General features: G+C 40.6%; 20 protein-coding genes. 12 read left to right on the top strand and 8 right to left on the bottom strand.

The features are described 5' to 3' along the window. Window positions 1-13: 13 nt before the first annotated feature. From PR766_RS05975 to PR766_RS05965, 3 genes are read right to left on the bottom strand one after another with little or no spacing between them, the layout of a single operon-like run. Window positions 14-1,249, bottom strand: coding sequence for a c-type cytochrome (locus tag PR766_RS05975; protein WP_006660008.1), 1,236 nt, complete (start codon window positions 1,247-1,249; stop codon window positions 14-16). Next, on the bottom strand, window positions 1,246-1,797 hold the full coding sequence (locus PR766_RS05970) for a (2Fe-2S)-binding protein (RefSeq protein WP_006660007.1): 552 nt from the start codon (window positions 1,795-1,797) through the stop codon (window positions 1,246-1,248). The genes PR766_RS05975 and PR766_RS05970 overlap by 4 nt, the downstream gene beginning before the upstream one ends. Then, on the bottom strand, window positions 1,794-4,589 hold the full coding sequence (locus PR766_RS05965; RefSeq protein ID WP_006661897.1) for a xanthine dehydrogenase family protein molybdopterin-binding subunit: 2,796 nt from the start codon (window positions 4,587-4,589) through the stop codon (window positions 1,794-1,796). Before PR766_RS05965 ends, PR766_RS05970 begins: the two co-directional genes overlap by 4 nt. A gap of 207 nt (window positions 4,590-4,796) precedes the next feature. Here PR766_RS05965 and PR766_RS05960 point away from each other — a divergent pair, with 207 nt between their 5' ends. The 7 genes from PR766_RS05960 to PR766_RS05930 all read left to right on the top strand — a co-directional run bounded on the left by PR766_RS05960 (window position 4,797) and on the right by PR766_RS05930 (window position 13,053). Beyond that, the gene (locus PR766_RS05960; RefSeq protein WP_006660005.1) at window positions 4,797-5,363 is read left to right on the top strand and encodes a nucleotidyltransferase family protein; all 567 of its coding nucleotides are present in this window, start codon (window positions 4,797-4,799) and stop codon (window positions 5,361-5,363) included. 19 nt (window positions 5,364-5,382) lie between these two features. Next, window positions 5,383-6,369: an XdhC family protein gene (locus PR766_RS05955; RefSeq protein ID WP_154636642.1), complete on the top strand. Its 987-nt coding sequence runs from the start codon at window positions 5,383-5,385 to the stop codon at window positions 6,367-6,369. A gap of 193 nt (window positions 6,370-6,562) precedes the next feature. Beyond that, window positions 6,563-7,129, top strand: coding sequence for a cytochrome b/b6 domain-containing protein (locus tag PR766_RS05950; RefSeq protein ID WP_230086864.1), 567 nt, complete (start codon window positions 6,563-6,565; stop codon window positions 7,127-7,129). Between the two features lie 1,222 nt (window positions 7,130-8,351). Beyond that, window positions 8,352-9,041: an ROK family protein gene (locus PR766_RS05945; RefSeq protein WP_154636641.1), complete on the top strand. Its 690-nt coding sequence runs from the start codon at window positions 8,352-8,354 to the stop codon at window positions 9,039-9,041. 1 nt (window position 9,042) lies between these two features. Next, window positions 9,043-10,083, top strand: coding sequence for a phosphogluconate dehydrogenase (NAD(+)-dependent, decarboxylating) (gene gnd / locus PR766_RS05940; protein ID WP_224050988.1), 1,041 nt, complete (start codon window positions 9,043-9,045; stop codon window positions 10,081-10,083). Then, on the top strand, window positions 10,080-11,516 hold the full coding sequence (zwf, locus tag PR766_RS05935) for a glucose-6-phosphate dehydrogenase (protein ID WP_006659998.1): 1,437 nt from the start codon (window positions 10,080-10,082) through the stop codon (window positions 11,514-11,516). Before gnd ends, zwf begins: the two co-directional genes overlap by 4 nt. A gap of 157 nt (window positions 11,517-11,673) precedes the next feature. After that, window positions 11,674-13,053, top strand: a complete 1,380-nt coding sequence (locus PR766_RS05930) for a sugar porter family MFS transporter (protein WP_006661892.1) — start codon at window positions 11,674-11,676, stop codon at window positions 13,051-13,053. A gap of 534 nt (window positions 13,054-13,587) precedes the next feature. Here the strand turns inward: PR766_RS05930 and ychF are convergent. Together ychF and pth are read right to left on the bottom strand one after the other, a co-directional pair. Continuing rightward, window positions 13,588-14,679: a redox-regulated ATPase YchF gene (gene ychF / locus PR766_RS05925; RefSeq protein ID WP_006659996.1), complete on the bottom strand. Its 1,092-nt coding sequence runs from the start codon at window positions 14,677-14,679 to the stop codon at window positions 13,588-13,590. 103 nt (window positions 14,680-14,782) lie between these two features. Then, window positions 14,783-15,373, bottom strand: a complete 591-nt coding sequence (gene pth, locus PR766_RS05920) for an aminoacyl-tRNA hydrolase (RefSeq protein ID WP_006659995.1) — start codon at window positions 15,371-15,373, stop codon at window positions 14,783-14,785. 311 nt (window positions 15,374-15,684) lie between these two features. Here pth and PR766_RS05915 point away from each other — a divergent pair, with 311 nt between their 5' ends. Beyond that, window positions 15,685-15,957 (top strand): DUF2583 family protein, encoded by a 273-nt coding sequence (locus PR766_RS05915; RefSeq protein WP_006659994.1) that lies wholly within the window; start codon window positions 15,685-15,687, stop codon window positions 15,955-15,957. A gap of 352 nt (window positions 15,958-16,309) precedes the next feature. On the opposite strand, the gene prs is transcribed toward PR766_RS05915, so the two are convergent. The 3 genes from prs to lolB all read right to left on the bottom strand — a co-directional run bounded on the left by prs (window position 16,310) and on the right by lolB (window position 18,869). Then, the gene (prs, locus tag PR766_RS05910) at window positions 16,310-17,257 is read right to left on the bottom strand and encodes a ribose-phosphate diphosphokinase (RefSeq protein ID WP_006661866.1); all 948 of its coding nucleotides are present in this window, start codon (window positions 17,255-17,257) and stop codon (window positions 16,310-16,312) included. A 68-nt stretch (window positions 17,258-17,325) separates the two neighbouring features. After that, window positions 17,326-18,201, bottom strand: a complete 876-nt coding sequence (ispE, locus tag PR766_RS05905) for a 4-(cytidine 5'-diphospho)-2-C-methyl-D-erythritol kinase (RefSeq protein ID WP_006661865.1) — start codon at window positions 18,199-18,201, stop codon at window positions 17,326-17,328. Beyond that, a complete protein-coding gene (gene lolB / locus PR766_RS05900; protein WP_006661864.1) occupies window positions 18,198-18,869 on the bottom strand; it encodes a lipoprotein insertase outer membrane protein LolB in 672 nt (223 codons plus the stop codon). The genes ispE and lolB overlap by 4 nt, the downstream gene beginning before the upstream one ends. A 494-nt stretch (window positions 18,870-19,363) precedes the next feature. Between lolB and hemA the strand changes: the two genes are divergently transcribed. Genes hemA through PR766_RS05880 form a run of 4 tightly spaced genes read left to right on the top strand, consistent with a single transcriptional unit; the run spans window position 19,364 to window position 23,407 of the window. Further along, window positions 19,364-20,626, top strand: coding sequence for a glutamyl-tRNA reductase (gene hemA, locus PR766_RS05895; protein ID WP_006659990.1), 1,263 nt, complete (start codon window positions 19,364-19,366; stop codon window positions 20,624-20,626). Window positions 20,627-20,657: 31 nt separating this feature from the next. Continuing rightward, window positions 20,658-21,740, top strand: coding sequence for a peptide chain release factor 1 (prfA, locus tag PR766_RS05890; protein ID WP_006659989.1), 1,083 nt, complete (start codon window positions 20,658-20,660; stop codon window positions 21,738-21,740). Next, window positions 21,740-22,573 carry a peptide chain release factor N(5)-glutamine methyltransferase gene (gene prmC / locus PR766_RS05885; RefSeq protein ID WP_006661863.1) on the top strand — a complete coding sequence of 278 codons (834 nt, stop codon included), beginning with the start codon at window positions 21,740-21,742 and terminating at the stop codon, window positions 22,571-22,573. The genes prfA and prmC overlap by 1 nt, the downstream gene beginning before the upstream one ends. Before the next feature lie 24 nt (window positions 22,574-22,597). Beyond that, entirely contained in the window at window positions 22,598-23,407 is an 810-nt protein-coding gene (locus tag PR766_RS05880; RefSeq protein ID WP_006661862.1) for a transglutaminase family protein, read from the top strand. The last annotated feature ends 14 nt before the right edge of the window (window positions 23,408-23,421 follow it).

Raw genomic sequence — 23,421 nt, 5'->3', positions numbered from 1 at the left:
AGTACAGTATACGTTATTTACGCAGCGCTTTAATTTGCTCAGGGGTAACATCTGCGGCTTGACCACCCCATTGAACTCGGAGGAAGTTGACCAAATCCGCAATTTGTTGGTCATTAAGCTTGTCAGCAAAACCCGGCATACTTTGCATGTTTTGGTTATTTGGGAACGCTTGTTCCGGCAAACCATCTAAAACAGCATTGATGAGATTGGTGCTATCCACATCACGCAACGTTGAGTTCCCTTTCATTGCGACCGCAACATTTGGCTTACCTTCACCATCATAAGAGTGACACCCTGAACAGCTTTCAAGATAAACCTGTTTTCCTTGTGGATTGCCTTCACCCATTTTGAGCGGTAATGTGGCTGGTGGATTATCACCCATCAGGTATGTGGCGATAGCTTTGTTATCTTCCGGAGTGAGATGTTGAGAGCTGAGATAAATAACAGGGTGCATATCGCTGTAAGCGGAACCTTGCGGCGCAAGTCCTGTCATGAAGAATTGTTGCAGATCCTCTTTTGTCCAGCCACGTGCTGCAAGGGCTTCAGGTGTAATGTCTGGGGCTGTAAAACGACCCAGTGAGCCACCTTTCATGTACTTATCTAACTCCATTTCACCGAAGACGCCCCTTGGGGTATGGCACTCAGCGCAGTGTTCTAACACATTAACCAAATATTTTCCGCGCACCCATTCAGGGGAGCTACCTTGTGAGCTATTCGGTAACGGTGTGTCATTGAAAAATAATAGATTCCAACCAATCATCGCCATCCGTTGGTTCAGTGGGAAAGGAAGTGAATTTTCAGGTGGTGCGACATCGACCGCAGGGCGGCTCATTAAATAGCTATAGATCGCATCAGAATCACTGCGACTGATGCCTTTATATGAGGTATATGGCATCGCTGGGTAAAGATTTTTACTTGGCGGCGAAATTCCCTCTGTGAGGGCTTTGTGAAATTCGTCTTTCGTCCAACGGCCAATACCATAATCGGCAGAAGGTGTTAAGTTGCTGCTATAAATGGTACCGAATGGGGTATCAAGAGGAAAACCGCCAGCTAGTGGCGCACCATTCGCACTGGTATGACAGGCGGCACAATCACCTGCTAGTGTGAGGTAGCGACCACGCTCAATTTCTTCCGCGCTGGCGGTGACTTTTTGTACTGGGCCATCAGGTTTGCGGCTTTCATACCAATAAAGAACCGCCAAGACCACAATAGCTATCGCTATCAGCCATAAAATAATACGTTTGATCATTTTATCGCCTCCTTGATTAGTCCTGGGGTACTCATGACGACATCACGCACGGCTTCATAATAACGGACATAGCCAGTACAGCGGCAAATGTGGTTATTCAGGGCGGTTTTGATGGCTTCTTCTAAGTCTTCTTCGGCAATAGGATTACGTTGCAATTCTTCAACAAAAATCGTTGCAGCATTCACAAAACCAGGGGTGCAGTAACCACATTGGAAACTAAAGTGGTCGACAAACGCTTGTTGAACAGGGGATAACTTAACTTCCCCATTTTCTTCTTTCGTTGCAGCACCCTCAACGGTGCGAATACTTTTATTGTTAAAGAAGTGCGCGCCTGTAATGCAAGTACGTACTTCTTCACTGGTGCCTGATGGGTTATCTAAAATCACCACACAAGCGTGGCAGATACCTTGACCGCAGCCAAGGCGAGAACCGGTAAGATCAACATACTCATGAAGAAAATCAATCATCATAAGACCTTCAGGCACATCCATCGGTCCATATTTTTGACCGTTAATGTTGATGGTGAGTGGCAGATAATTTAGGCTCATGATAATACCTCTAGAATGTCTTTAGGGCGAACAGGCAAACTTAAGAAATGGTGACCTGTTGCATCAGCAATAGCATTAACGATAGAAGAAACGACCGGGATCATAACAACTTCAGCAACCCCTTTCGGTGGATCGGTTTCGGATAACCCAGGCAGAACCTCGCTAGTTTGTTTCCAAACTGCAACGTCACTCGCAAGTGGTAAACGGTAACGGTTAAAGTTCCAAGTTCCGTTCCCCGGTCCATCTTCATAGAGAGGTAAATATTCATGGAGGGCATGACCAATCCCCATCGCCAATCCACCTTGAATTTGTCCTGAAACGAGTTGTGGAACGATTAAATTACCACACTCGACAACGGTATGATGGTCGAGCAATTCAACATGACCAGTTGCTTTATCAATGGCGAGTTCAGAGATGGTAGCCACTGCGCTGTAATAGGTCACACCTGCATTATTTCGCTGTGTATCAGGATAATAGGCTTTTTGGCGTTTCCAAACTTGATAATCTTTGTTGGCAAAACGCAGAGAAAGACCATCCACAGGAAGGCGGCGAGTTTCATGATTGATTTCGAAATCAGCTTCAGCCCATTCCCAGCGGTTAAAGACATGGCAAACCGCACCTGTTAGACCGCCCATTTCAAACGTACGATCAATGAGGCGTTGTAAACTCAGGACTTCGAGCCCATCGGCTGTGAGGCCATTGGCGACCCAGCGAGCATCTTCACGGCGGACGACTAATGGCGCAGCTTGTCCTCCACCAATCCCTTCTTGCCAAATGGACATTGCAGCAGGCCAAAGACCATATTCGAAAACTAATCGAGCTGCTTCTTCTGTACTGTGGGTAAAGTAATAAGCAGAGTTACTGGCACTTGCAGGAGAACAGTAATTTGGTGTCCAGAGCGGGTTCGCTGCAAGACGGTCTTGCTCATCCTGTGCCATGGCAAATGGATTACCCGTCGAAATCATTGGGAGCACGGACCAATCCACCACTGAGAAATGCGCTTCTTCGGCCGGTTTACCTAACCATTTAGCACATACCACCGCTTGGGATGTCGACATTCCCGTACCAATCTCTGCACCACTATGATAAATCGCGATTTTACCTTCAGGGGTGAGCTCAACGCGTGCAAATGAGGATTCAGCGCCTGTGCCGAAGTCTTTTTGCACACAGGAAATGCCAGTACCAAACAGTTTACCTGCATTTTTGGCTTCAAAATCGGTTTTCCGTTTTGCTCTTTCTTTCCACATCGGGTGTTCAGCGCAACGGGTGAGAACTTCATCGGCTCGAATAGCACCACCGGGGATGGCACCTTGGGTATTTTTCATTCCTGATTGGATAATATTTTTCAGGCGAAATTCGATAGGATCGGCATTCAATAATTTGGCTGCTTCTTCCATTAGCATATCGGTCGCTGCCATGGCTTGTAAGGTACCATAGCCACGGGCCGAACCTGCATCAACGGCACGAGAGGCGATACCGACAGCTGATAAATCACTGCGAGGGATATAGTAAATTGCTTGAGCGCCTGTCGCGCCAACCATTACGACAGACGGGGTAAAGTTACATCGCCCACCACCATCCCCAATAAATGAGGCGGAAAGTGCTTCAATTTTATGGGTTTTCTTATTGACGGCAAGGGTATAGTCCATATCGAACGCGTGGCGTTTGATGGTGGATTGAAACTGTTCATAGCGATCATTAGCTAAGCGAATAGGAACTCCATCACCATAAAGGGTTGCCATTGCACCATAATATGGGAACGGAGTGTGGTCTTTTGAGCCATAACCTACGGTAAAGCAAGGGTGTAAGAAAATTTGCTTAATCGGGAATTTGGTTTTTGCCAGCATTTCAGGGAGTGATGCCGCCACTTCTTGAGGTGATTGTGTCGGGATCACTAAATGAAAGGATTGTGTGCTAGCATCGTACCAGCCATTGGCGTTATCTGGTTCCAGTGCACAAGTGTCGATGGACTGTGAAAAGTATTTACGCTTGATAATCAGCCAGTCTTCAGGGGGATTTTCCAGTTGTTTTGCCAGCTCATCGGCATAATACATACCTTCCTCATCCAGCTTCCCACCTTCACGTCCTTCAGGCCAGATTGGTAGATGTTTTTTCATGCCAATCGGGGAAATCGGCATATCCTTCATGCTGGAATAGACATCAGGGGAGAATGGATTTTCACCGCCAATACGAACGCCTCGGTAACTTCCCCATGGGTCACGTTGTAATGGACCGGTATACGCGCCATATTGAATGACGTCATCGTGGAATTTAAGCGTTTCTTTCGCAAAGCTAAACTTGGCAAAATCATGGTAAATCAGTAACGCGACGGCTTGTCCTAAATAAGCGGGGGTTTTTCCCGTTGGTAGAAGTAAATCTTCTCCATAAAATTCAGGAAAGGCGACCCCATCTTTTTCTAAATCGCTAGCGGTGACAATTCGATCAGGCATTAAGCCATCATTGAGTCGCTCGAGATTAAAACCTTCGTAAATTTTATCGGCCTCGGTGACGCGCAGAAGAAAGGCATGACCTTGTTGTTTAGGCCAATGTGGGATATCTCGCGCTCGAATATCTCTAGCAAAGACTTTTTCGCCTTGGACTTTGGCATAGCCATCGATACGAAATTTAATTTTTTTATCGACGGGATTCCAATCTGGGGCTTGGAGAATTTTTTCCTCGAATAGCACATCAAAAGCTCGGCTATACAAAGGGGCGATATAACAAGAGATCCCAGCAACGACAGCACATTTAAGAAAGTGTCTGCGGGATAGTCCGACATGATTATTGCTCATAATATACCCTTACACTTATTTTTCATTGCTTCAATTTATTATTTTTTATTTTATTGCCAGTGTCGTAATGTAAATTTTTATATATCCAAAAATAATTCATCTAAATGTGATTAGAATTGGCGACCGTCACAACTAATAATTGTAGTGATCATTCTTATATATTATTTATAATATAAACAATAAATATAACTATGTATAATGTAAACCATGAATATAGGCATATTAATATTAGCAGCAGGAAAAAGTGAGCGTTTCCAAAGCACTGGAGGACGTGGAAGTAAACTCAACCACTTGCTTGATAAACAAACGGTTTTTGAAAAAACACTTTCAAATTCAATGAGTAGTGGGTTGCCTCTTCACGTAGTCACTCGCGCTGATAATGATGGCGTTATTAATAATTGTTTACAATTTAATATTCCATTTTCCGTGTTAAACAGCTACGGATTAGGTGAGTCTATTGCAGTCGGTGTGCAAAATACCCCTAATTGGCATGGCTGGCTAATTCAATTGGGGGATATGCCCTATATACCCCGTGAAATATTTATCCGAATTGCTGATGAATTAAAAAATTACTCATTAGTGCGCCCTGTATATAAAAATATACCGGGGCATCCCGTCGGTATATCAGAAAAATATCGGCAAAATTTAATTCATTTAGTGGGAGATGATGGTGCAAAATCAATCTTACGACATCAGTTTGTTTATGAAATAGAGATAAACGATGAAAATGTCACTAAAGACTTTGATTATCTTCCCCATAAAAATCAAGAATAAAAATGAATAGGATTTCAATATGCTACGTGAAGATGTTTCTGTTATCTCTCAAGCTATTCGCTGGATCAAGGTGGAGCCAGTTTGGTTATGTACGGTACTAAATACTTATGGCTCTTCACCACGAAGCCCAGGATCGCTGTTAGTCGCTAAGGGAGATGGGAGCTATACGGGATCGCTCTCTGGTGGATGTATTGAGGAGGATTTTCTTCAACGTATTCAACAAGGACACTACTTAGAAAATAGCCAAGTTGTTCGCTATGGTCAGGGGGGCGTGGAAGCCAAAGTGAATTTACCGTGTGAAGGGAGTTTAGATGTTCTTATCGAGTATTTACCCTGTAATGAACGTTCTTACCAATATCTCACACAAATTCAAACTGCATTACTTGGCTATACGGCAATTATCAAGAAACTCACGTTACCTAATATGAGTGAGATTACAACGATTCCAAACTCACAACATCCTACTCAGATTGAGCGCAACGGTGATGATATTCAGTTTTATATCATGGCACCGCCAAAACTGATTATTGCCGGGATTTCTAATGTTGGAGTGTATTGTGCGAACTTTGCGGTGACGCTCGGTTTTGAAGTGATTATTTGTGAGCATAGAGATGATGAGTTATTGCGTTTTGCGGGACAAATTGCAGAACAAGTCGAGATTAAAAAAATATTTCCGGCTCGTTTTTTAGAAGAGAATCCAAGCGCAGCCAATACCGCCATCGTGTCGTTGACCCATGATCCGCGCATTGATGATTTAACCTTGATGGAAGCGGTTAATACCTCTGCATTTTATATTGGCGCCATGGGATCAACCCGAACCAGCGCTAAGCGTCGTGAGCGGTTATTAAATTCAGGTGGCTTGACGGTTGAAATGCTAGACCAGATCCATGCGCCTATCGGTATCCCAATTGGCAGTAAAACACCCCCCGAGATTGCGTTAGCCATTATGGCGGACATTGTGGCTCATAAGAATGGGCGGGAGCTTGCAACGAGCCGGAGCCATTAATATTAAAGCCCATGAATGTAAGTGACCCTAATAGTTGGGCGTTCATCACAAAAGGAAGGTCATAATCAACCAGTGGGTGTCTGCGGTTTTTGATATAAGGTGTTCTATGGTTAGAGCTTCAGTCTATATGACAAATGGGTTATAAGCTATAAAGCTATATCCGATCGAATAATTATAAAAAAGGAGAGTCATTGTGAGCATATTTAAATCAATTTGGGATTTTTTTGGGATTTACCAAACTAAAAAAATAAGAGTTTTACATGCGCTAATTTTACTTTTGGTGATACTGCAAATCATAGTGAGTAATTGGATGACTGGAACAAAGTCAGTTGTTCCTCCTTTTTTTGATGTGACTTATTTATTCACTTGGGTGCATATTGTTTCCGGTTTTGTACTTTTTTTCTTAACATTCTTTTTAGTTGTATCGTGCTTTAATCAACGCGGCCTTAGGTATTTTTATCCTTATCTCTGGGGCGACTTTAAACAAATCAAAGAAGATGTAAATTCTCTTTTAGCTAAAAAGCTACCAGACAGCTCTCCTAAAGGACTCGCCGCAACAGTTCAAGGGTTAGGACTAGGTGCTTTATCAATTGTTATTTTGTCGGGCATTGCATGGTTTATTCTATGGTTACAGCAGTCTCCACTTGCATTAGAGGCTAGGAGTATTCATAAATCACTTACGATTTTAATTGAGATTTATATTTATGGTCATGGTGGCTTAGGCATTATTCATTTTGTCATTTGGAAGAAAAGTAAATAGGCTTATTTGATACTCTCATAGACAATATGGGCGATGAGTTGCCCATATTGTCTACCCATCTGATATTTTACCAAGTACCCGTAATACCAATAAATTACCGTAGCATGAATGAAAAAACATGTTGTTATCTATTGCCATTGGCCACTGAAGAGATGACCAACTCTTGCTATTCTGTTTTGTGGCTGACTTAAGCTTACGTAATTAGTGGTATTTTCATTTTATCGACCCCATAAAGTTTAATGTAATCAATTTGTTATATATTTACAAAGGATTATGTCGCATCATCATGGCTAAGTTAATGTTTAACTTCTCCCTCATCATTAGAGTTATTATCTGTATATTTGGTGTTCAACTTGTATTTTATATTTATTAATGGCTTAAATATTTTATTTTGTGATGGTATTAACATAAAAAGTCAGAAATGAGAAATGTAAAATTAGCGAAGTTCAGAATATTAAGAATAGTCATGACGGTCTCTGAAATAGCTAAAGCAGTCACAGGTAACGTTATCGCTACAAAGACTGTTAAGGTTGAAAACGACAAGCGTAGCCAGTACCCATTAAAGAAAACGAGTGACATACAATATTGATGTCATTGTTTAACGATGGCTTGAGCAGAGAAGGTGAATTAGAAGTTATTCGATATGCTTCAAGCAATCGGATTTTTGATGATCTAATTCTTTGTTTTTATGATAAAATTGAAAAATAAAATCATTTTTTAGTATTTTAGAAGAGATACGTTATATATGTATAATTTTACGAAGCTAATAAAATTATTAATTGTTATCATACTCTTAATAATACTTCTTCAAAATTTTATTTTCAAAAACATGCATTATATAGAGGAATATATCATAAATAACTTTTTGTTTTGATGTTTATATTAAGTTGTTAACTTCATAAGTCGAGACTATTAATGTAATTAATTTTCAATCTCATTATACTATTGTAATAGTCTTATTATGATGTGGTGGTCGTGTATTATATTAAATGATTCATCAACAGGTTTGTATTTCTTCTTTCAATCGATAGATAAATTTGTATTATTAAATTAAATGTTTTTGATGATCTAATCTTAATTTTTTATTGTCCTCAATTTAAAATTGGATTTATTGAATATATTAGTAAATAAATTTTAAATTTATTAGGCTGGTCATGTCTATTTAAATGTTTATTTTGAAATTTTTATGTGAAATTGAAATTGAAATATGGAGGGATTGTTGATGGTATCATCCAATCAGAATGTTCAATATTTCTTTAAAAAAAGAAATATCTTAGTTATTGATATAGGTGGAACTTTCATTAAGGTTTATTCTTCTGATTTAAATAATGTGATAAAAATAAAATCAGGTCTTTCAATGACACCACAAAAGTTTATCCATGAATTAAATGAAAATCTTTCTTTTTCTCATTACGCGGGTGTTAGCATTGGTTTCCCATCACCAATTATTGAAAATCGAATAATGAAAGAGCCTGCTAATCTAGGTTATGGATGGGTGAACTTTGATTTGGAATCTGCATTTAACTGTCCTGTTAAGATAATCAATGATGCCGCAATGCAAGCGACAGGAAGCTACGATGGCGGGAAAATGCTTTTTTTAGGATTGGGGACAGGATTAGGTAGTAGCTTGGTCGTGAATAATGAAGTTATCTCTCTAGAATTAGGACACCTTAATTATTTAGATCATAATTATGAATATTTTACTTGTGATGCTTACCGACAAAAAAATGGGAATAAAAATTGGGAAGATGAGGTTTTAAATATTACCGATGATTTCTATCAGGTATTCATGCCAGATTATATTGTTCTTGGTGGCGGCAACGTAGTAAGACTTAATAATCTGCCTGAATATGTTAGAAGAGGTGGTAATGATAAAGCATTTATTGGTGGAATGAAAATGTGGAATGAATAAGATGAATATGAAAAAACAAATAGGTTTTATCGGTGTAGGAAGAATGGGCGCTGCGATGGTTAGACGTATTTCTTGTTCTGGTATTTCATGTGTAGTTTATGACAAGAATATTGAAGCTCAAGCGAACATACCCCAAAAAATAAAGTTTACAACAAATTTAAATAATTTTATTGAAAGTTTATCTGAACCTAAACAAATATGGTTAATGCTTCCGGCAGGCATCGTTGATACGGTTATTACTGAACTTAAACCATACTTAAAAAATGGTGACACTATTATCGATGGTGGGAACTCTCATTTTACTGACGATATCCGTAGAGCAAATGAATTAAAAAATGACGGTATAAATTATTTAGATGTGGGTGTTAGCGGTGGCGTTTGGGGGGAGAAACGAGGATATTGTCTCATGATAGGTGGATCCAAAAACGAGTATGAATTCCTTGAACCCGTATTCAAAGCTTTAGCGCCTGGAGTTTCAGGTGCTAAAAGGACTCAAGGACGTGAAAATGAGCCATCACCCGCAGAGAATGGATATTTATATTGTGGAGAGAATGGCGCAGGGCATTTTGTGAAAATGGTCCATAATGGCATTGAATATGGATTAATGGCAGCATATGCAGAGGGGTTTAGTATTTTAAAACATGCCAACCAAGGATTAGATAAAACAGATGTGGATGCGGAAACAGCCCCCCTTGAATCCCCGATGAATTATAAATATGAATTACCATTAAAAGATATTAGTGAGCTTTGGCGAAGAGGAAGTGTGATTAGTTCTTGGTTGTTAGATTTGATTGCACAAGAAATGTTTTTCTCAGAAGACTTAGATAACTATACCGGAAAAGTTTCTGACTCAGGCGAGGGGCGTTGGACATCTATTGCTGCGATTGACTTGGGTGTACCAACACCAGTATTAACGACCGCATTATATTCTCGTTTCTTTTCACAGCAAAGCGATTCATTTTCAAACAGAGTACAATCTGCAATGCGTCATGCTTTTGGTGGTCACCAAGAAAAAAATACATTAAATGGTGGTGAAAAATGAAACCATTATCTTTAGTTATTCTAGGTGCTAGCGGTGATTTGACCAAAAGACTTTTAATGCCTTCGTTATTTAGATTGCATCAGTTAGGTTTGATTTCTAAATTAAATATAATTGGATACTCATGCGATCAATGGAATGATAACGATTTTATTGAGCATGTTCATGATGCGCTTAGTGAGTTTGTTCTTGATTTTGATGATGAAAAATGGATTAGTTTCAGCAAGTGTTTGAGCTTTATTAGTGGTTCACTTGATGTAAAAGATCTGGCTACTTTAAGTAAAAAAATTGATGGCTCAGCTCTTTTTTATTTAGCACTACCACCTACGTTATTTGCTAAAGCCGCAGTTAAAATTGGAGAAGCTGGTCTATCAATAGAATCCTCAAGTTATTGGCGGCGTATTTTAATTGAAAAGCCATTTGGCACTGATTTAGATTCGGCACAGTTTTTACATAGTCAAATTCATTCTTATTGGAATGAATCTCAAGTCTATAGGATTGACCACTTTTTAGGTAAAGAAGCCACTCTCAACCTGATGATTTTTCGTTTCGCTAATCGTGTATTAGCGCCTATATGGTGTTCTGAACATATTGAACAAGTACAAATTACCTATGCCGAAACTCTGGGGGTTGAAAATAGATCCGTTTACTATGACCATGCAGGTGCGATGAGGGATATGCTGCAAAATCACTTAATGCAGTTATTAACATTGACCGCAATTGAACCATTAGGACATTGGGATAGTGAAATACTTAGAGATCATAAAGTTGAAATATTAAAATCAATTCGATTGGTGAATGATACAAATGTAGATACTTGGGCTGCAAGAGGACAATATACAGCTGGAAAAATAAATGATAAAGACACCATTTCTTACCGCGATGAAATAGGGATTCCTGCCAATAGTAATACAGAAACTTTCGCTGCATTACGGATAGATATTGATAATTGGCGCTGGAGAGGTGTGCCTTTTTATTTACGTAGTGGAAAGAGATTAGCTCGCAATTATGCAGAAATAGCAATTCAATTTAAAGGTCCATCAGAAGCACTGCCTGACGATATCAGCGTTGACAATAATTGGCTGGTTTTTAGATTACTTCCTAATCTACAAATAGATATGCAGGTGACAGCTAAGTTACCTGGGATGAAGTTAAATACACATAATATAGAACTCACTGCACCTTATACTCATGCGGGAGAATACGAAGTATCTGCTTATGAGCAATTAATATTAGATGCTTTAAAGGGAGAGAAAAGTAACTTTTTACGATTCGATGAGGTTGAGTGGGCATGGCGAGTCATTGAGCCAATTATAAAATCGTGGCGTCATGGAGAACCTGACCTTTATCAGGCAGGAACGGAAGGACCTAACTCTCAGAATAAAATAATGCAGAAAAATCATTCTTGGCGTTCAATTAATTATGGTAATCAATGAAATATATTTTTTTGTGAATTTTTAATTTTACATGTACATAACAGGAAAATATTTTTACTGTATTTTATAAAATTAAGGTTTATTCGAATTGTAAGTAATTATTGATTTAATTAGTGAAATCAACGATGAAATATATTAATAACAGGATGATTTTATAATGAAAACAAAACATTCGATAAATGTCATGGTGTTTTTTGTTGGATTATTAGCTGCGCTTGCAGGACTATTCTTTGGGTTAGATACCGGAGTGATTTCAGGAGCGCTTCCATTTATTAGCCGAGATTTTGAAATCTCGTCAACATTACAAGAATTTATTGTTAGCTCTATGATGTTAGGTGCTGCATTGGGTGCATTGATGAGTGGGTGGCTTTCATCTCGTAATGGAAGAAGGAAAAGTCTAATTATTAGCTCTGTATTATTTATAATTGGAGCTTTAGGTTCTTCACTATCACCAAATGCTTATTTTCTTATATTTTCTAGAGTTATATTAGGCCTCGCGATTGGTATATCTTCATTTACAACTCCTGCCTATTTATCTGAGATTGCCCCTAAGAAAATCAGGGGTGGCATGATTTCTATGTACCAACTAATGATTACTATCGGTATATTATTAGCTTTTATATCAGATACGGGTTTTAGTTATGATCATGCTTGGCGTTGGATGTTAGGGATTACGGCTATTCCAGCTGTATTATTATTTTTTGGTGTTACATTTTTACCTGAAAGTCCACGTTGGTTAGCAAGCAAAAATAAAGTTGAAGAAGCTAAAAAAATATTATTCAAATTGCGTGAATCCAAAGAGGAAGTAGAACAAGAACTTGGTGATATTCTCAATAGCTTAAAAGTGAAACAATCGGGATTTAATTTATTTAGAGATAATAGAAATTTTCGAAGAAGTGTATTTTTAGGTATTTCATTACAATTTATGCAACAACTTACCGGCATAAATGTAATTATGTATTATGCGCCTAAAATATTTTCTTTAGCTGGATTTGCTTCTACTTCTCAGCAAATGTATGGAACCGTTTTAGTCGGTATTGTTAATGTAATTGCGACATTATTTGCTATAGCAATAGTTGACCGTTTTGGTAGGAAAAAACTATTATTAGCTGGGTTTTCTGTTATGGCTATCAGTATAGCATTACTTGCTCATATACTGTCTTATCAAACACATACTCTATTTTTACAATATATTAGTGTATCGTTATTATTATTATTTATCATCGGTTTTGCGGTTAGCGCGGGTCCTATCATATGGGTTCTTTGCTCTGAAATTCAGCCATTAAAAGGCAGAGATTTTGGAATAACATGTTCAACGACTGCGAACTGGGTGGCTAATATGTTAGTGAGTGCGACATTCTTAACATTGCTATCATTGTTAGGAGATACAAATACATTTTGGATTTATTCAATACTTAATATTATATTTATTGTCATTACATTATATTATGTGCCTGAGACTAAAAATGTGGCGCTTGAACAAATAGAAAGAAAATTAATGGAAGGAAATCGTTTAAAAGATATAGGTAGAGTGTAATACCTTACTTTCTATTTTCTTAAAATGAGTTGGATATTGATGTATAAAATATCCAACTTTTTATTACTGGCGCCTATTATTGTTTAATTACTACAAGTAAGTATATTGTATTTACAATTCAAATCAGCTACTTGTGCTATATGAATTACTCTGATATTGCATGGATTAAAAATTAAAACTTCGCAACGGCAAGTCGTGGTGACGCGGGTGCTCAAATTATAATCGGGTCCGATTATGACTTTGGTAACGGTGCTCCCAAAGATTTTAAAACAGCGGACGATTGGTCATTGAGTGGTTTCATAAATCAGGTAAGCAGGAGAATGTAGGTGCTCAATTCCGTCTTGGCGCTATCTATGAAGACGATGATGGTGGATTTCAACGAAGATAAATAAGCGGTACTCAGTTATATATTCATTCAGTTGTAGGTTTTCATGAATCGTCTGAGAGACGATAAACAGCATAAAACCAAGTTAATCTCATGAATTTTATGCTGTTTTATTAAGAGATGAAACGGTGTGAAATTAAAGTGTAAGTTTACACATTAAACAAGAAATTCAACACATCACCATCTTTGACGATGTAATCTTTGCCTTCCGCGCGCATTTTACCCGCTTCTTTTGCACCTTGCTCACCACGGTATTTGATGAAATCTTCAAATGCGATAGTTTGTGCGCGGATAAAGCCTTTTTCGAAGTCAGTGTGGATTTTACCTGCCGCTTGTGGAGCTGTTGCGCCAACAGGGATAGTCCATGCACGCACTTCTTTCACCCCAGCGGTGAAGTAAGTTTGCAGGTTTAATAACTCATAACCCGCACGGATCACACGGTTCAAACCTGGCTCTTCAATGCCTAAATCTGCCATGAATTCATCACGCTCTTCATCGTCCAGCTCGGCGATATCGGATTCGATAGCGGCACAAACAGGAACAACAACAGAACCTTCAGCTTTCGCGATTTCGTAAACTTTGTCTAAGTAAGGGTTATTTTCAAAACCATCTTCATTGACGTTGGCAATGTACATGGTTGGCTTCAGCGTTAAGAAGCTTAAATAACGGATAGCGGCTTTGTCTTCAGCCGTTAAATCCAGTGAACGCAGCATACCCGCTTGTTCTAAGTGTGGCAGGCATTTTTCCAGTGCTTCTAATTCCGCTTTTGCGTCTTTATCGCCGCCTTTTGCGCGCTTTTGTACGCGGTGAATAGCACGCTCACAAGTGTCTAAGTCAGATAGTGCTAATTCAGTATTGATAACTTCGATATCCGCCGCAGGGTCAACTTGACCCGCAACGTGGATGATATTGTCATTTTCGAAACAGCGAACAACGTGACCAATCGCTTCGGTTTCACGGATGTTAGTCAGGAATTGGTTACCAAGACCTTCACCTTTTGATGCGCCTTTTACTAAGCCAGCGATGTCAACGAATTCCATCGTGGTTGGTAGAATGCGCTGAGGCTTCACGATCTCAGCTAATTGATCAAGACGTGGGTCTGGCATTGGCACAACACCCGTGTTTGGTTCAATCGTACAGAAAGGGAAGTTGGCTGCTTCGATGCCGGCTTTGGTCAATGCATTAAACAGAGTGGATTTACCCACGTTAGGCAGACCAACGATACCGCATTTAAAACCCATATGTTTCTCACCTTAATAGCGAGGGGCAGGCGTGTGCTGCCCCTAATGTTTAGAAAATTGGCGCTGATTATACACAAAAACTTGTGTTTGATGAAATCAACTCTTAGGCAGTGGCTTTAAAACCATGTAAGCGATTGATAGCTTTATCCATTCCATCTGATAACAGGATGTCCGTACAGCGCACAGATTCATCAATCGCATCATCAATAAGCTTCTGTTCAGACAGCGGTGGTTTGCCTAACACGAAACCAACAACTTTGTTTTTATCGCCTGGATGCCCAATACCAATGCGTAAGCGGTAAAAGTTCGGGTTATTGGCAAATTTGCTTTGAATATCTTTTAAGCCGTTATGTCCGCCGTTGCTACCACCCAGTTTCATTTTTGCAACGCCCGGTGGTAAGTCGAGCTCATCATGAGCGACTAAAATTTCATCAGGATTGATTCGATAGAAATTGGCCACTGCGGCGACGGATTTACCACTTAAATTCATAAAAGTCGTTGGTACTAGCAAACGAATATCATTGCCGCCAATATTGATGCGCGCTGTATAGCCAAAAAACTTAGGCTCTTCTTTTAGTGATTGGTTATGGCGTTGTGCCAGTAAATCAACATACCACGCACCAGCATTATGGCGGGTTTGCGCATATTCAGCGCCCGGATTGGCTAATCCAACAATTAATTTTATTTTACTCACGGGGACTTTTTCACTGTCAATGTATAGAAATTGGTGACTAGTTTACCTCGTGTCGGGGTGGATGTACAAAATTGTCAGAGAGAAGATTTTTGTAGTGATAATTAGCTTCTGAATTATTCGGTAAAGCTATAAGGCAAGTTTATAGTTTGATAAAAAGCATTTTTTGAGTAGATATCCTTAAACTCTTCTATACATGTGAAGCTTATCGCAAATAATTTTACTTAAAGAGCTATACTCTTTACATAAATATAAAGTTTTATCGAACTTTTCTTCAATGCTTGCTTATCAGTTTACTGATATTGGAGGTAAATATGAAACGGAAAACGGTTACATTCATCGGAAATGGTTTAATGGGACTGGGCATGGTCGTCATGGGAGGGAGCATTGGTTTAAACCTGTTTTCTCATATTGTGGACTTAGGCTTATCCGATGACATCATTAACGGTTCGTTGTTTGGAATTTTTATTGGTGCATTAGTTTGGTTAGTGGGTGCGAGAATGGGTGGTAGGGAAAAAGTGGAAGATCGTTACTGTTTAGTAAAACGCCAATTTCATTCCCGTAATGATAACCATCGTTATCCATGACAAGTTAACGTCAAATCCCAACAGTGTGAAATTAACTGTTGAGAGCTGACTGCAGAAAATAATGCGCTCGGTGAGCGGAAGCATGATGAATATCATGATGAATATAAATAAGAGTGAAATTATTGACTAAGAATTTCACTCTTATTTTTTGTTTAGAAATTATCTTAATATCACATACAAAAAATAAAGCCCCTACGGTTGATGGACAACAGTAGGGGCGCTACTTATAAATTTTTGTATCGTGACCACAATGAATGTGGTGCGATAAAGCACATTTCTCGCCTCAATAATTTAATGAAAAACGACTGAAACCAGTATGTTAAAACGGGGTCATTAAGACCCCGTTTTAGAATTAGTGCTCGAACATCGCAGAAATTGACTCTTCATTGCTGATACGGCGAATAGCTTCGGCCAGCATGCCTGAAAGGGTCAGGGTGCGAACTTTGTTCAGCGCCTTGATTTCAGGAGAAAGAGGAATTGTGTCACAAACAATGACTTCATCAATCACAGAGTTTTTGATGTTGTCTACAGCGTTACCGGAGAAGATTGGGTGAGTTGCATAAGCGAATACACGCTTAGCACCACGCTCTTTCAGCGCCTCAGCTGCTTTACACAGTGTGCCACCAGTATCAATCATATCGTCAACTAAAATACAGTCACGACCTGAAACGTCACCAATGATATGCATGACTTGAGAAACGTTTGCGCGTGGGCGACGTTTATCAATGATAGCCATATCGGTATCGTTCAGTAATTTCGCGATTGCTCTAGCGCGAACGACGCCGCCGATGTCTGGAGAAACAACGATTGGGTTTTCTAAGTCTTTCTGCAACATGTCTTCCAGAAGGATTGGGCTACCAAATACGTTATCTACAGGAACATCAAAGAAGCCCTGGATCTGCTCTGCGTGTAAGTCAACGGTAAGAACACGGTCAACACCTACACTAGACAGAAAATCGGCAACAACTTTAGCGGTGATTGGTACACGGGCAGAACGTACGCGACGATCCTGTCTTGCATAACCGAAGTAAGGAATAACAGCGGTAATACGACCAGCAGATGCACGGCGCAGGGCATCAACCATCACAACCAGTTCCATCAGGTTGTCATTAGTTGGTGCACAAGTTGACTGGATGATAAAAATATCACCACCGCGAACATTTTCATTAATTTGAACACTGACTTCGCCGTCGCTAAAACGACCAACAGCCGCGTCTCCAAGATTAGTGTAAAGGCGGTTAGCAACACGTTGTGCTAGTTCCGGTGTAGCGTTACCAGCAAAAAGCTTCATATCGGGCACGAGAAAAACCTCAGGCTTGCGTCCAGAGAGATATTGTTGACCAACAGCAATGATGGATGGGTCATTACTTATTGGTGCAATACACGGGTTATCCCAGCGCGGAATTTGTGCACAGGAGAAACATTCGCTCCTTGAGCGACGAATCCGTGCACCCACGATGGGGCTTTATTTAACACCTTCAGGGCATCCGCTTGTGTTTCGAACTCAGAAAAGACACAAGCGCCTGTTCCTGTTAGGCGAGACGGAGCATATTGTAACAGCCAAGAAACGAGCTGTTCAACCTCACGAAAACGTTTTCTTGCAATTGGTTCGCAGTCATTTGCATACGGAGCCAGTAATAATGCGGCTAAAGCGCGTTTTGGAGAATTTCGATTTAATTCTGGATCTGTGAAGATCATCGGGGTTGAGATTTCAATTCCGGGGTGAGCGACTAAATACCAACGCTCTTTTGGTTCTGCCGGTGTTAAAATTTCGCCAATCCCTTCTGCAAAGGCAGCATGACCACGAACAAAAACAGGTACATCTGCACCCAGATGTTGACCTAATTCTGCTAAAACATCATCAGAAACGTGGGTTTGCCAGTGTTCATTTAATGCAATAAGCGTAGTGGCCGCGTTGGATGAACCACCACCAATACCGCCACCCATAGGCAACACTTTGTTAATACAAATATCGGCACCCAAAGGACCCTGATGGTTTAGTGACTCACGACAATAGGTCTGTAAACTTTTGGCAGCGCGAATAATTAAGTTTTTTTCGACATCCACGCCCACCATTGGAGTGAGTAAATTAAGGTGATCATCAGAACGTGCAGTGAAGGTAATTTCATCACCATAATCTAAAAACTGAAACAAGGTTTGTAGCTCATGGTAGCCATTAGCACGCTGCCCGGTAATGTATAAGAATAGATTCAATTTTGCCGGTGATGGCCACGTTAATGTCATTTTTTCAGTGTCCAACTATCCATTTTTAACTTGATGATTTTATCTTTTTGATGCAATTCCATCTGATTCGGTAACATTGGTGTGGTTTTGGTATCGTAAGAGAGATAATCCAAATTCCATGTTTCACCATTGACTTTAAAAGTGACTGATTTCAACAGGTGGTTACTATCAAGGGTGTATTCTGACGCTCGACCGGGTGAGCCGACTAACCACGCGGTGAGTTCATCAATTGGGATATCCATACCCGTTAGTTGATAAATTAGCTCACTGGGTACATCGCTCATATGCGTTTGACCGTCTTTGGTGATTAACTTGGTTAAATCGGGCTCAACGCTGAGTTCCAGTTCGCGAGTTCCTAATGGATTGGTGAGCAACAAACGGTATTTTTCAGGCGTGTATTGTTGCCAGAAAAATTTCGCGTAGGTTTTGGTTTCCGTGCCAGTTCCTTGTCCGCCGATATACACAAAGGAGCCTCGAGTTTGGTAATCTCGCAATTCCGAAACTTGAGCCTGATGTTTTTGCCACTGTTCATCAGAAGATGAAGAGGTTTCTTTTGTGGTGTTTTGTGACGTTGTCACGCAGGCGGTAAGAAATAAGGCTGAGAGGGGAATTAATCGCAAAAAGCCTTTGGCTGGGCGAATAAACGACAGAGCAGAAAAAAATTGCATATCGATTCTCAACATAGAGTGAATAGTAATGACATTGCAGATGAAACCACAAACAGGGTCGTTATTTTAACCATTTTCTGGTTTTCTCAATAGAGAATTAAATTTATTTTAGACATCATTGCCTATTAAAGCTATCGAAAACACCAGAGTGCTTTAATGGGATGCTAACGTTAAAATGAGATATTTTTCAGGGATATTGCGCCAATCTTATTGGCTTATCAATGATAATATGATGAAAAGTATGGATTTGCTTTCTGTGCGTAATAAATGCATTCTTAAAGCATCTTATTGATATTTAAGGCAGCTAGTCAGATAATTACTTCATATTTTGGGGTTAATCATCTTTCTGGCTGTTAGCCATTGAGTACCCGTAGAAACAGAAGCGTTAATCATCTACAATATACGCATATAAATCTCAGCAATGAGCTAGGTTACTAGTATCAGGCTGATAAATAAATTAGCAATGTGAGCAATGTGAGTAAGTCGTAAGCACAATGACCTTATTAGCCTTAGGCATTAATCATAAAACAGCGCCGGTAGCTTTGCGTGAGCAAGTCGCTTTTGGTCCTGAAAAAATCGACCACGCACTTGAGGAACTTTTAAAACAGCCTCAAGTGCGTGGCGGTGTTGTGCTGTCTACCTGTAACCGAACTGAACTGTATCTAAGCCTTGAATCTCAAGAAAAAGCGCAAGAACAGTTAACAAAATGGTTATGTGATTTTCATGGGATCACCGCTAAAGACCTACAACCCAGTCTCTACTGGCATCAAGATGCACGCGCAGTAAGTCACCTTATGCGCGTGGCGAGTGGGTTAGATTCACTGGTTCTCGGTGAGCCTCAAATTCTCGGTCAAGTGAAAAAGGCCTTTGCGCTTTCGCAAGATAACCATTCACTGTCTAGCGAATTAGAGCGCTTATTCCAAAAATCTTTTTCCGTGGCAAAACGTGTACGAACAGAAACCGATATTGGTGCGAATGCCGTTTCTGTCGCATTTGCTGCTTGTACACTCGCGAGACAGATTTTTGAATCACTCAAACATTTGAATATTTTGTTAGTCGGTGCAGGTGAAACTATTGAATTAGTCGCGCGTCATTTACGTGAGCATGGCGTGCAGAAAATGATGATAGCTAACCGAACCCTTGAACGTGCACAACTGCTCGCCAAGGAAGTTAACGCACAAGTTATTTCATTAGCGGACATCGATAACCGTTTAGCTGAAGCAGATATCGTGATCAGCTCGACAGCCAGCCCATTGCCAATTATTGGTAAAGGAATGGTCGAACGTGCGATGAAAGCACGTCGCAGTAAACCTATGTTATTGATTGATATCGCTGTACCTCGTGATATCGAACAGGATGTAGAAAAACTCAGAGATGTTTATCTCTATACTGTTGATGATCTTGAATCCATCATTGCCCAAAATTTGGCTCAGCGTAAGGCCGCGGCGGTTGAAGCGGAATTTATCGTTGAACAAGAAAGCGGTCATTTTATGGATTGGTTGCGCTCACAAGCCGGAGTCTCTACAATTCGCGAATATAGAGAACAGGCGGAAGCAATTCGGGCAAGCATGACCGAGAAAGCACTTGCAGCCATTGCCCAAGGTGCCAACCCTGAGCAAGTAATTATGCAATTATCACAACAGTTAACCAACCGCCTGATCCACGCTCCGACTAAATCTTTGCAGCAAGCTGCGGGAAATGGGGATGTTGAGCGTCTAAATCTACTTAGGGACAGCTTAGGGCTGGACCATCAATAACCACTTTTTAATCATAGGTCTGATATAACGAATGAAGCCTTCTATTGTCGCAAAACTAGAAGCATTACAAGAACGCTACGAAGAAATTGAAGCGCACCTTGCTGATGCGGGTGTGATTGCTGATCAAGACCGTTTTCGTGCTTTATCAAAAGAATATGCTCAGTTAACGGATGTCGCGAAGTGTTTTACTGCGTGGCGCACCGTTCAGGATGATATCGAAACAGCCCAAATGCTGTTAGACGATCCTGAAATGAAAGAGATGGCTCAAGAAGAGCTTAAAGAAGCAAAAGAGCGCAATGAAGAGCTGGAACAGCAATTACAATTGCTGTTACTTCCAAAAGATCCTGATGATGAATATAACTGTTTTGTGGAAATCCGCGCTGGTGCGGGTGGCGATGAAGCAGCGATTTTTGCGGGTGATCTATTCCGTATGTACAGCCGCTATGCAGAAAGTAATCGCTGGCGTGTTGAGCTGATGAGCACCAGCGATGGTGAGCACGGTGGGTATAAAGAGGTGATCGCGAAAATCTCGGGTGACAGTGTTTATGGTCGTCTGAAATTTGAATCAGGTGGTCACCGAGTACAACGTGTTCCTGAGACTGAGTCGCAAGGTCGTATTCATACGTCCGCATGTACTATTGCTATTCTGCCTGAGTTGCCAGAAGCTGAATTGCCAGAAATCAGCCCAGCGGATCTGCGTATTGATACTTTCCGTTCTTCTGGGGCGGGTGGTCAGCACGTTAACACCACTGACTCAGCAATTCGTATTACCCACTTACCAACGGGTATTGTGGTTGAGTGTCAGGATGAGCGCTCACAACACAAGAACAAAGCGAAAGCGATGTCGGTGTTAGGTGCACGTATACGCCAAGCAGAAATGGATAAACGTCATGCTGCGGAAGCATCTGAGCGCCGTAACTTGTTAGGTTCTGGTGACCGTTCTGACCGTATCCGGACATACAATTTCCCACAAGGTCGTGTGACAGATCACCGTATCAACCTGACACTGTACCGTTTGGATGAAGTGATGGAAGGGAAACTGGATACATTAATCCAGCCTATCATCAACGAATACCAAGCTGATCAGCTTTCTGCATTATCTGAGCAGGACTAATGCGTTATAGCGAATGGTTACAGCAGGCAGTCGTAAGGCTGTCTGCCAGTGATAGCGCTAAACGTGATGCGCAGATCCTGTTGCAATACACGACGGGGCGTAGCCGTACTTATATTCTAGCCTTTGATGAGACGGAACTCACGTCAGATGAACAGACCCAGCTTGACGCTTTATTAATGCGTCGTGAACAGGGGGAGCCAATAGCATACATTGTCGGCGAACGTGAGTTTTGGTCTTTACCATTGTATGTGTCGCCAGCGACGCTGATCCCTCGCCCTGATACCGAATGCCTTGTTGAGCAAGCGTTAGTGCGATTACCTAACGCGGAGTGCCGAATTTTGGATCTTGGTACTGGCACTGGCGCGATTGGATTAGCTTTAGCATCAGAGTTGCCGAATAGTTGTGTTATCGGCGTAGATTTTAACCCTGAGGCTGTGGCGTTAGCACAACGAAATCAACAACGCTTAGCGCTTCCAAACATTCAATTTTCGCAAAGTGATTGGTTTGCTTCACTACCAAATGAACTATTTGATATGATTGTGAGTAATCCTCCTTATATTGATGAGGGTGATATTCACTTGAGCCAAGGTGATGTGCGTTTTGAGCCATCAACCGCGTTGATTGCTGATAACCACGGTTTTTCAGATCTAGAACACATTATTGCCACATCAAAACAATACTTAAAACAACAAGGGTGGCTGCTGCTTGAACATGGTTGGCAGCAAGGCTCAACAGTCCGAGAGCTATTTAATGAAAATGGGTACACCAATGTCGAGACTTGTCTCGATTATGGTGGTAAAGAGCGAGTTTCTCTTGGTCAATGGAATGGTTAAGTGGGCAATAGTAGTGGAATTGTAATGAAAACAATAGCAAATATTGAGTTTAATCAGTTACCGTTAAGCGAAGGCATTATGATGGTTTCTCAAATCATTCGTGCCAATTTTCCTTTTATGCAGGTACAAGCGCAATTAGATGAACTTGTCGCTAAAGCGCGAGATGCTATAGATTTGACTGCGGATAATCAGTCAAAAATAGAGCAGCTGATTACTCTGTTTTATTCTCAGTGGAAATATGGTGCTGCGGAAGGCATCTATGCCCTGTCGGATATGTTGTGGCTGGATAAAGTCTTATCCTCCAAACAAGGTACGCCTGTCTCTCTTGGTTCCATTTTTTTATTTATCGCTGAGCAACTCGACTTGGATGTTGACGCCGCGATTTTCCCGACTCAGTTGCTATTTGTTTCGACAAAGCGCGATGGTTCTCAATGGTTTATTAACCCTGTCAATGGTGAAACCCTATCTCAGCATACATTAACAATGTGGTTGAAAGGGACGGTCGATCCATACTCTGAGTTTATCTTTGATGAGCTAGATGTCGCTGAACATAGTGTCATCGTACGCAAAACTTTTGATACATTGAAAGCGGCGCTGATGGAAGAGAAGAAAATGGAGATGGCATTAAAAGTCTGTGAGACGTTGCTAATCCTAGATCCTGAAGATCCCTATGAAATTCGTGACCGAGGACTTATCCTCGCGCATTTAGACTGTAATCATGTGGCACTGAGCGACCTTAACTATTTTGTTGAGCATTGCCCAGAAGACCCAGTGTCCGAAATGATTAAGATCCAAATTTATTCGCTGGATAATCTTCCAGTCGTACTGCATTGATTAACGTATAGACA

The organism is Providencia sp. PROV208, assembly GCF_028479465.1.
In the GTDB taxonomy this organism is placed as follows: domain Bacteria; phylum Pseudomonadota; class Gammaproteobacteria; order Enterobacterales; family Enterobacteriaceae; genus Providencia; species Providencia alcalifaciens.
This window is presented reverse-complemented; position numbering and strand designations above follow the sequence as displayed.

Bases quoted from the DNA above. Each gene is read 5' to 3' on its own strand.
- PR766_RS05975 (WP_006660008.1), bottom strand. From the start codon at position 1,249: ATGATCAAACGTATTATTTTATGGCTGATAGCGATAGCTATTGTGGTC.
- zwf (WP_006659998.1), top strand. From the start codon at position 10,080: ATGAAACCATTATCTTTAGTTATTCTAGGTGCTAGCGGTGATTTGACC.
- PR766_RS05955 (WP_154636642.1), top strand. From the start codon at position 5,383: ATGCTACGTGAAGATGTTTCTGTTATCTCTCAAGCTATTCGCTGGATC.
- prmC (WP_006661863.1), top strand. From the start codon at position 21,740: ATGCGTTATAGCGAATGGTTACAGCAGGCAGTCGTAAGGCTGTCTGCC.
- PR766_RS05930 (WP_006661892.1), top strand. From the start codon at position 11,674: ATGAAAACAAAACATTCGATAAATGTCATGGTGTTTTTTGTTGGATTA.
- PR766_RS05965 (WP_006661897.1), bottom strand. From the start codon at position 4,589: ATGAGCAATAATCATGTCGGACTATCCCGCAGACACTTTCTTAAATGT.
- gnd (WP_224050988.1), top strand. From the start codon at position 9,043: ATGAATATGAAAAAACAAATAGGTTTTATCGGTGTAGGAAGAATGGGC.
- hemA (WP_006659990.1), top strand. From the start codon at position 19,364: ATGACCTTATTAGCCTTAGGCATTAATCATAAAACAGCGCCGGTAGCT.
- ychF (WP_006659996.1), bottom strand. From the start codon at position 14,679: ATGGGTTTTAAATGCGGTATCGTTGGTCTGCCTAACGTGGGTAAATCC.
- prfA (WP_006659989.1), top strand. From the start codon at position 20,658: ATGAAGCCTTCTATTGTCGCAAAACTAGAAGCATTACAAGAACGCTAC.
- lolB (WP_006661864.1), bottom strand. From the start codon at position 18,869: ATGCAATTTTTTTCTGCTCTGTCGTTTATTCGCCCAGCCAAAGGCTTT.
- PR766_RS05915 (WP_006659994.1), top strand. From the start codon at position 15,685: ATGAAACGGAAAACGGTTACATTCATCGGAAATGGTTTAATGGGACTG.
- PR766_RS05880 (WP_006661862.1), top strand. From the start codon at position 22,598: ATGAAAACAATAGCAAATATTGAGTTTAATCAGTTACCGTTAAGCGAA.
- PR766_RS05960 (WP_006660005.1), top strand. From the start codon at position 4,797: ATGAATATAGGCATATTAATATTAGCAGCAGGAAAAAGTGAGCGTTTC.
- PR766_RS05945 (WP_154636641.1), top strand. From the start codon at position 8,352: ATGGTATCATCCAATCAGAATGTTCAATATTTCTTTAAAAAAAGAAAT.
- ispE (WP_006661865.1), bottom strand. From the start codon at position 18,201: ATGACATTAACGTGGCCATCACCGGCAAAATTGAATCTATTCTTATAC.
- PR766_RS05970 (WP_006660007.1), bottom strand. From the start codon at position 1,797: ATGAGCCTAAATTATCTGCCACTCACCATCAACATTAACGGTCAAAAA.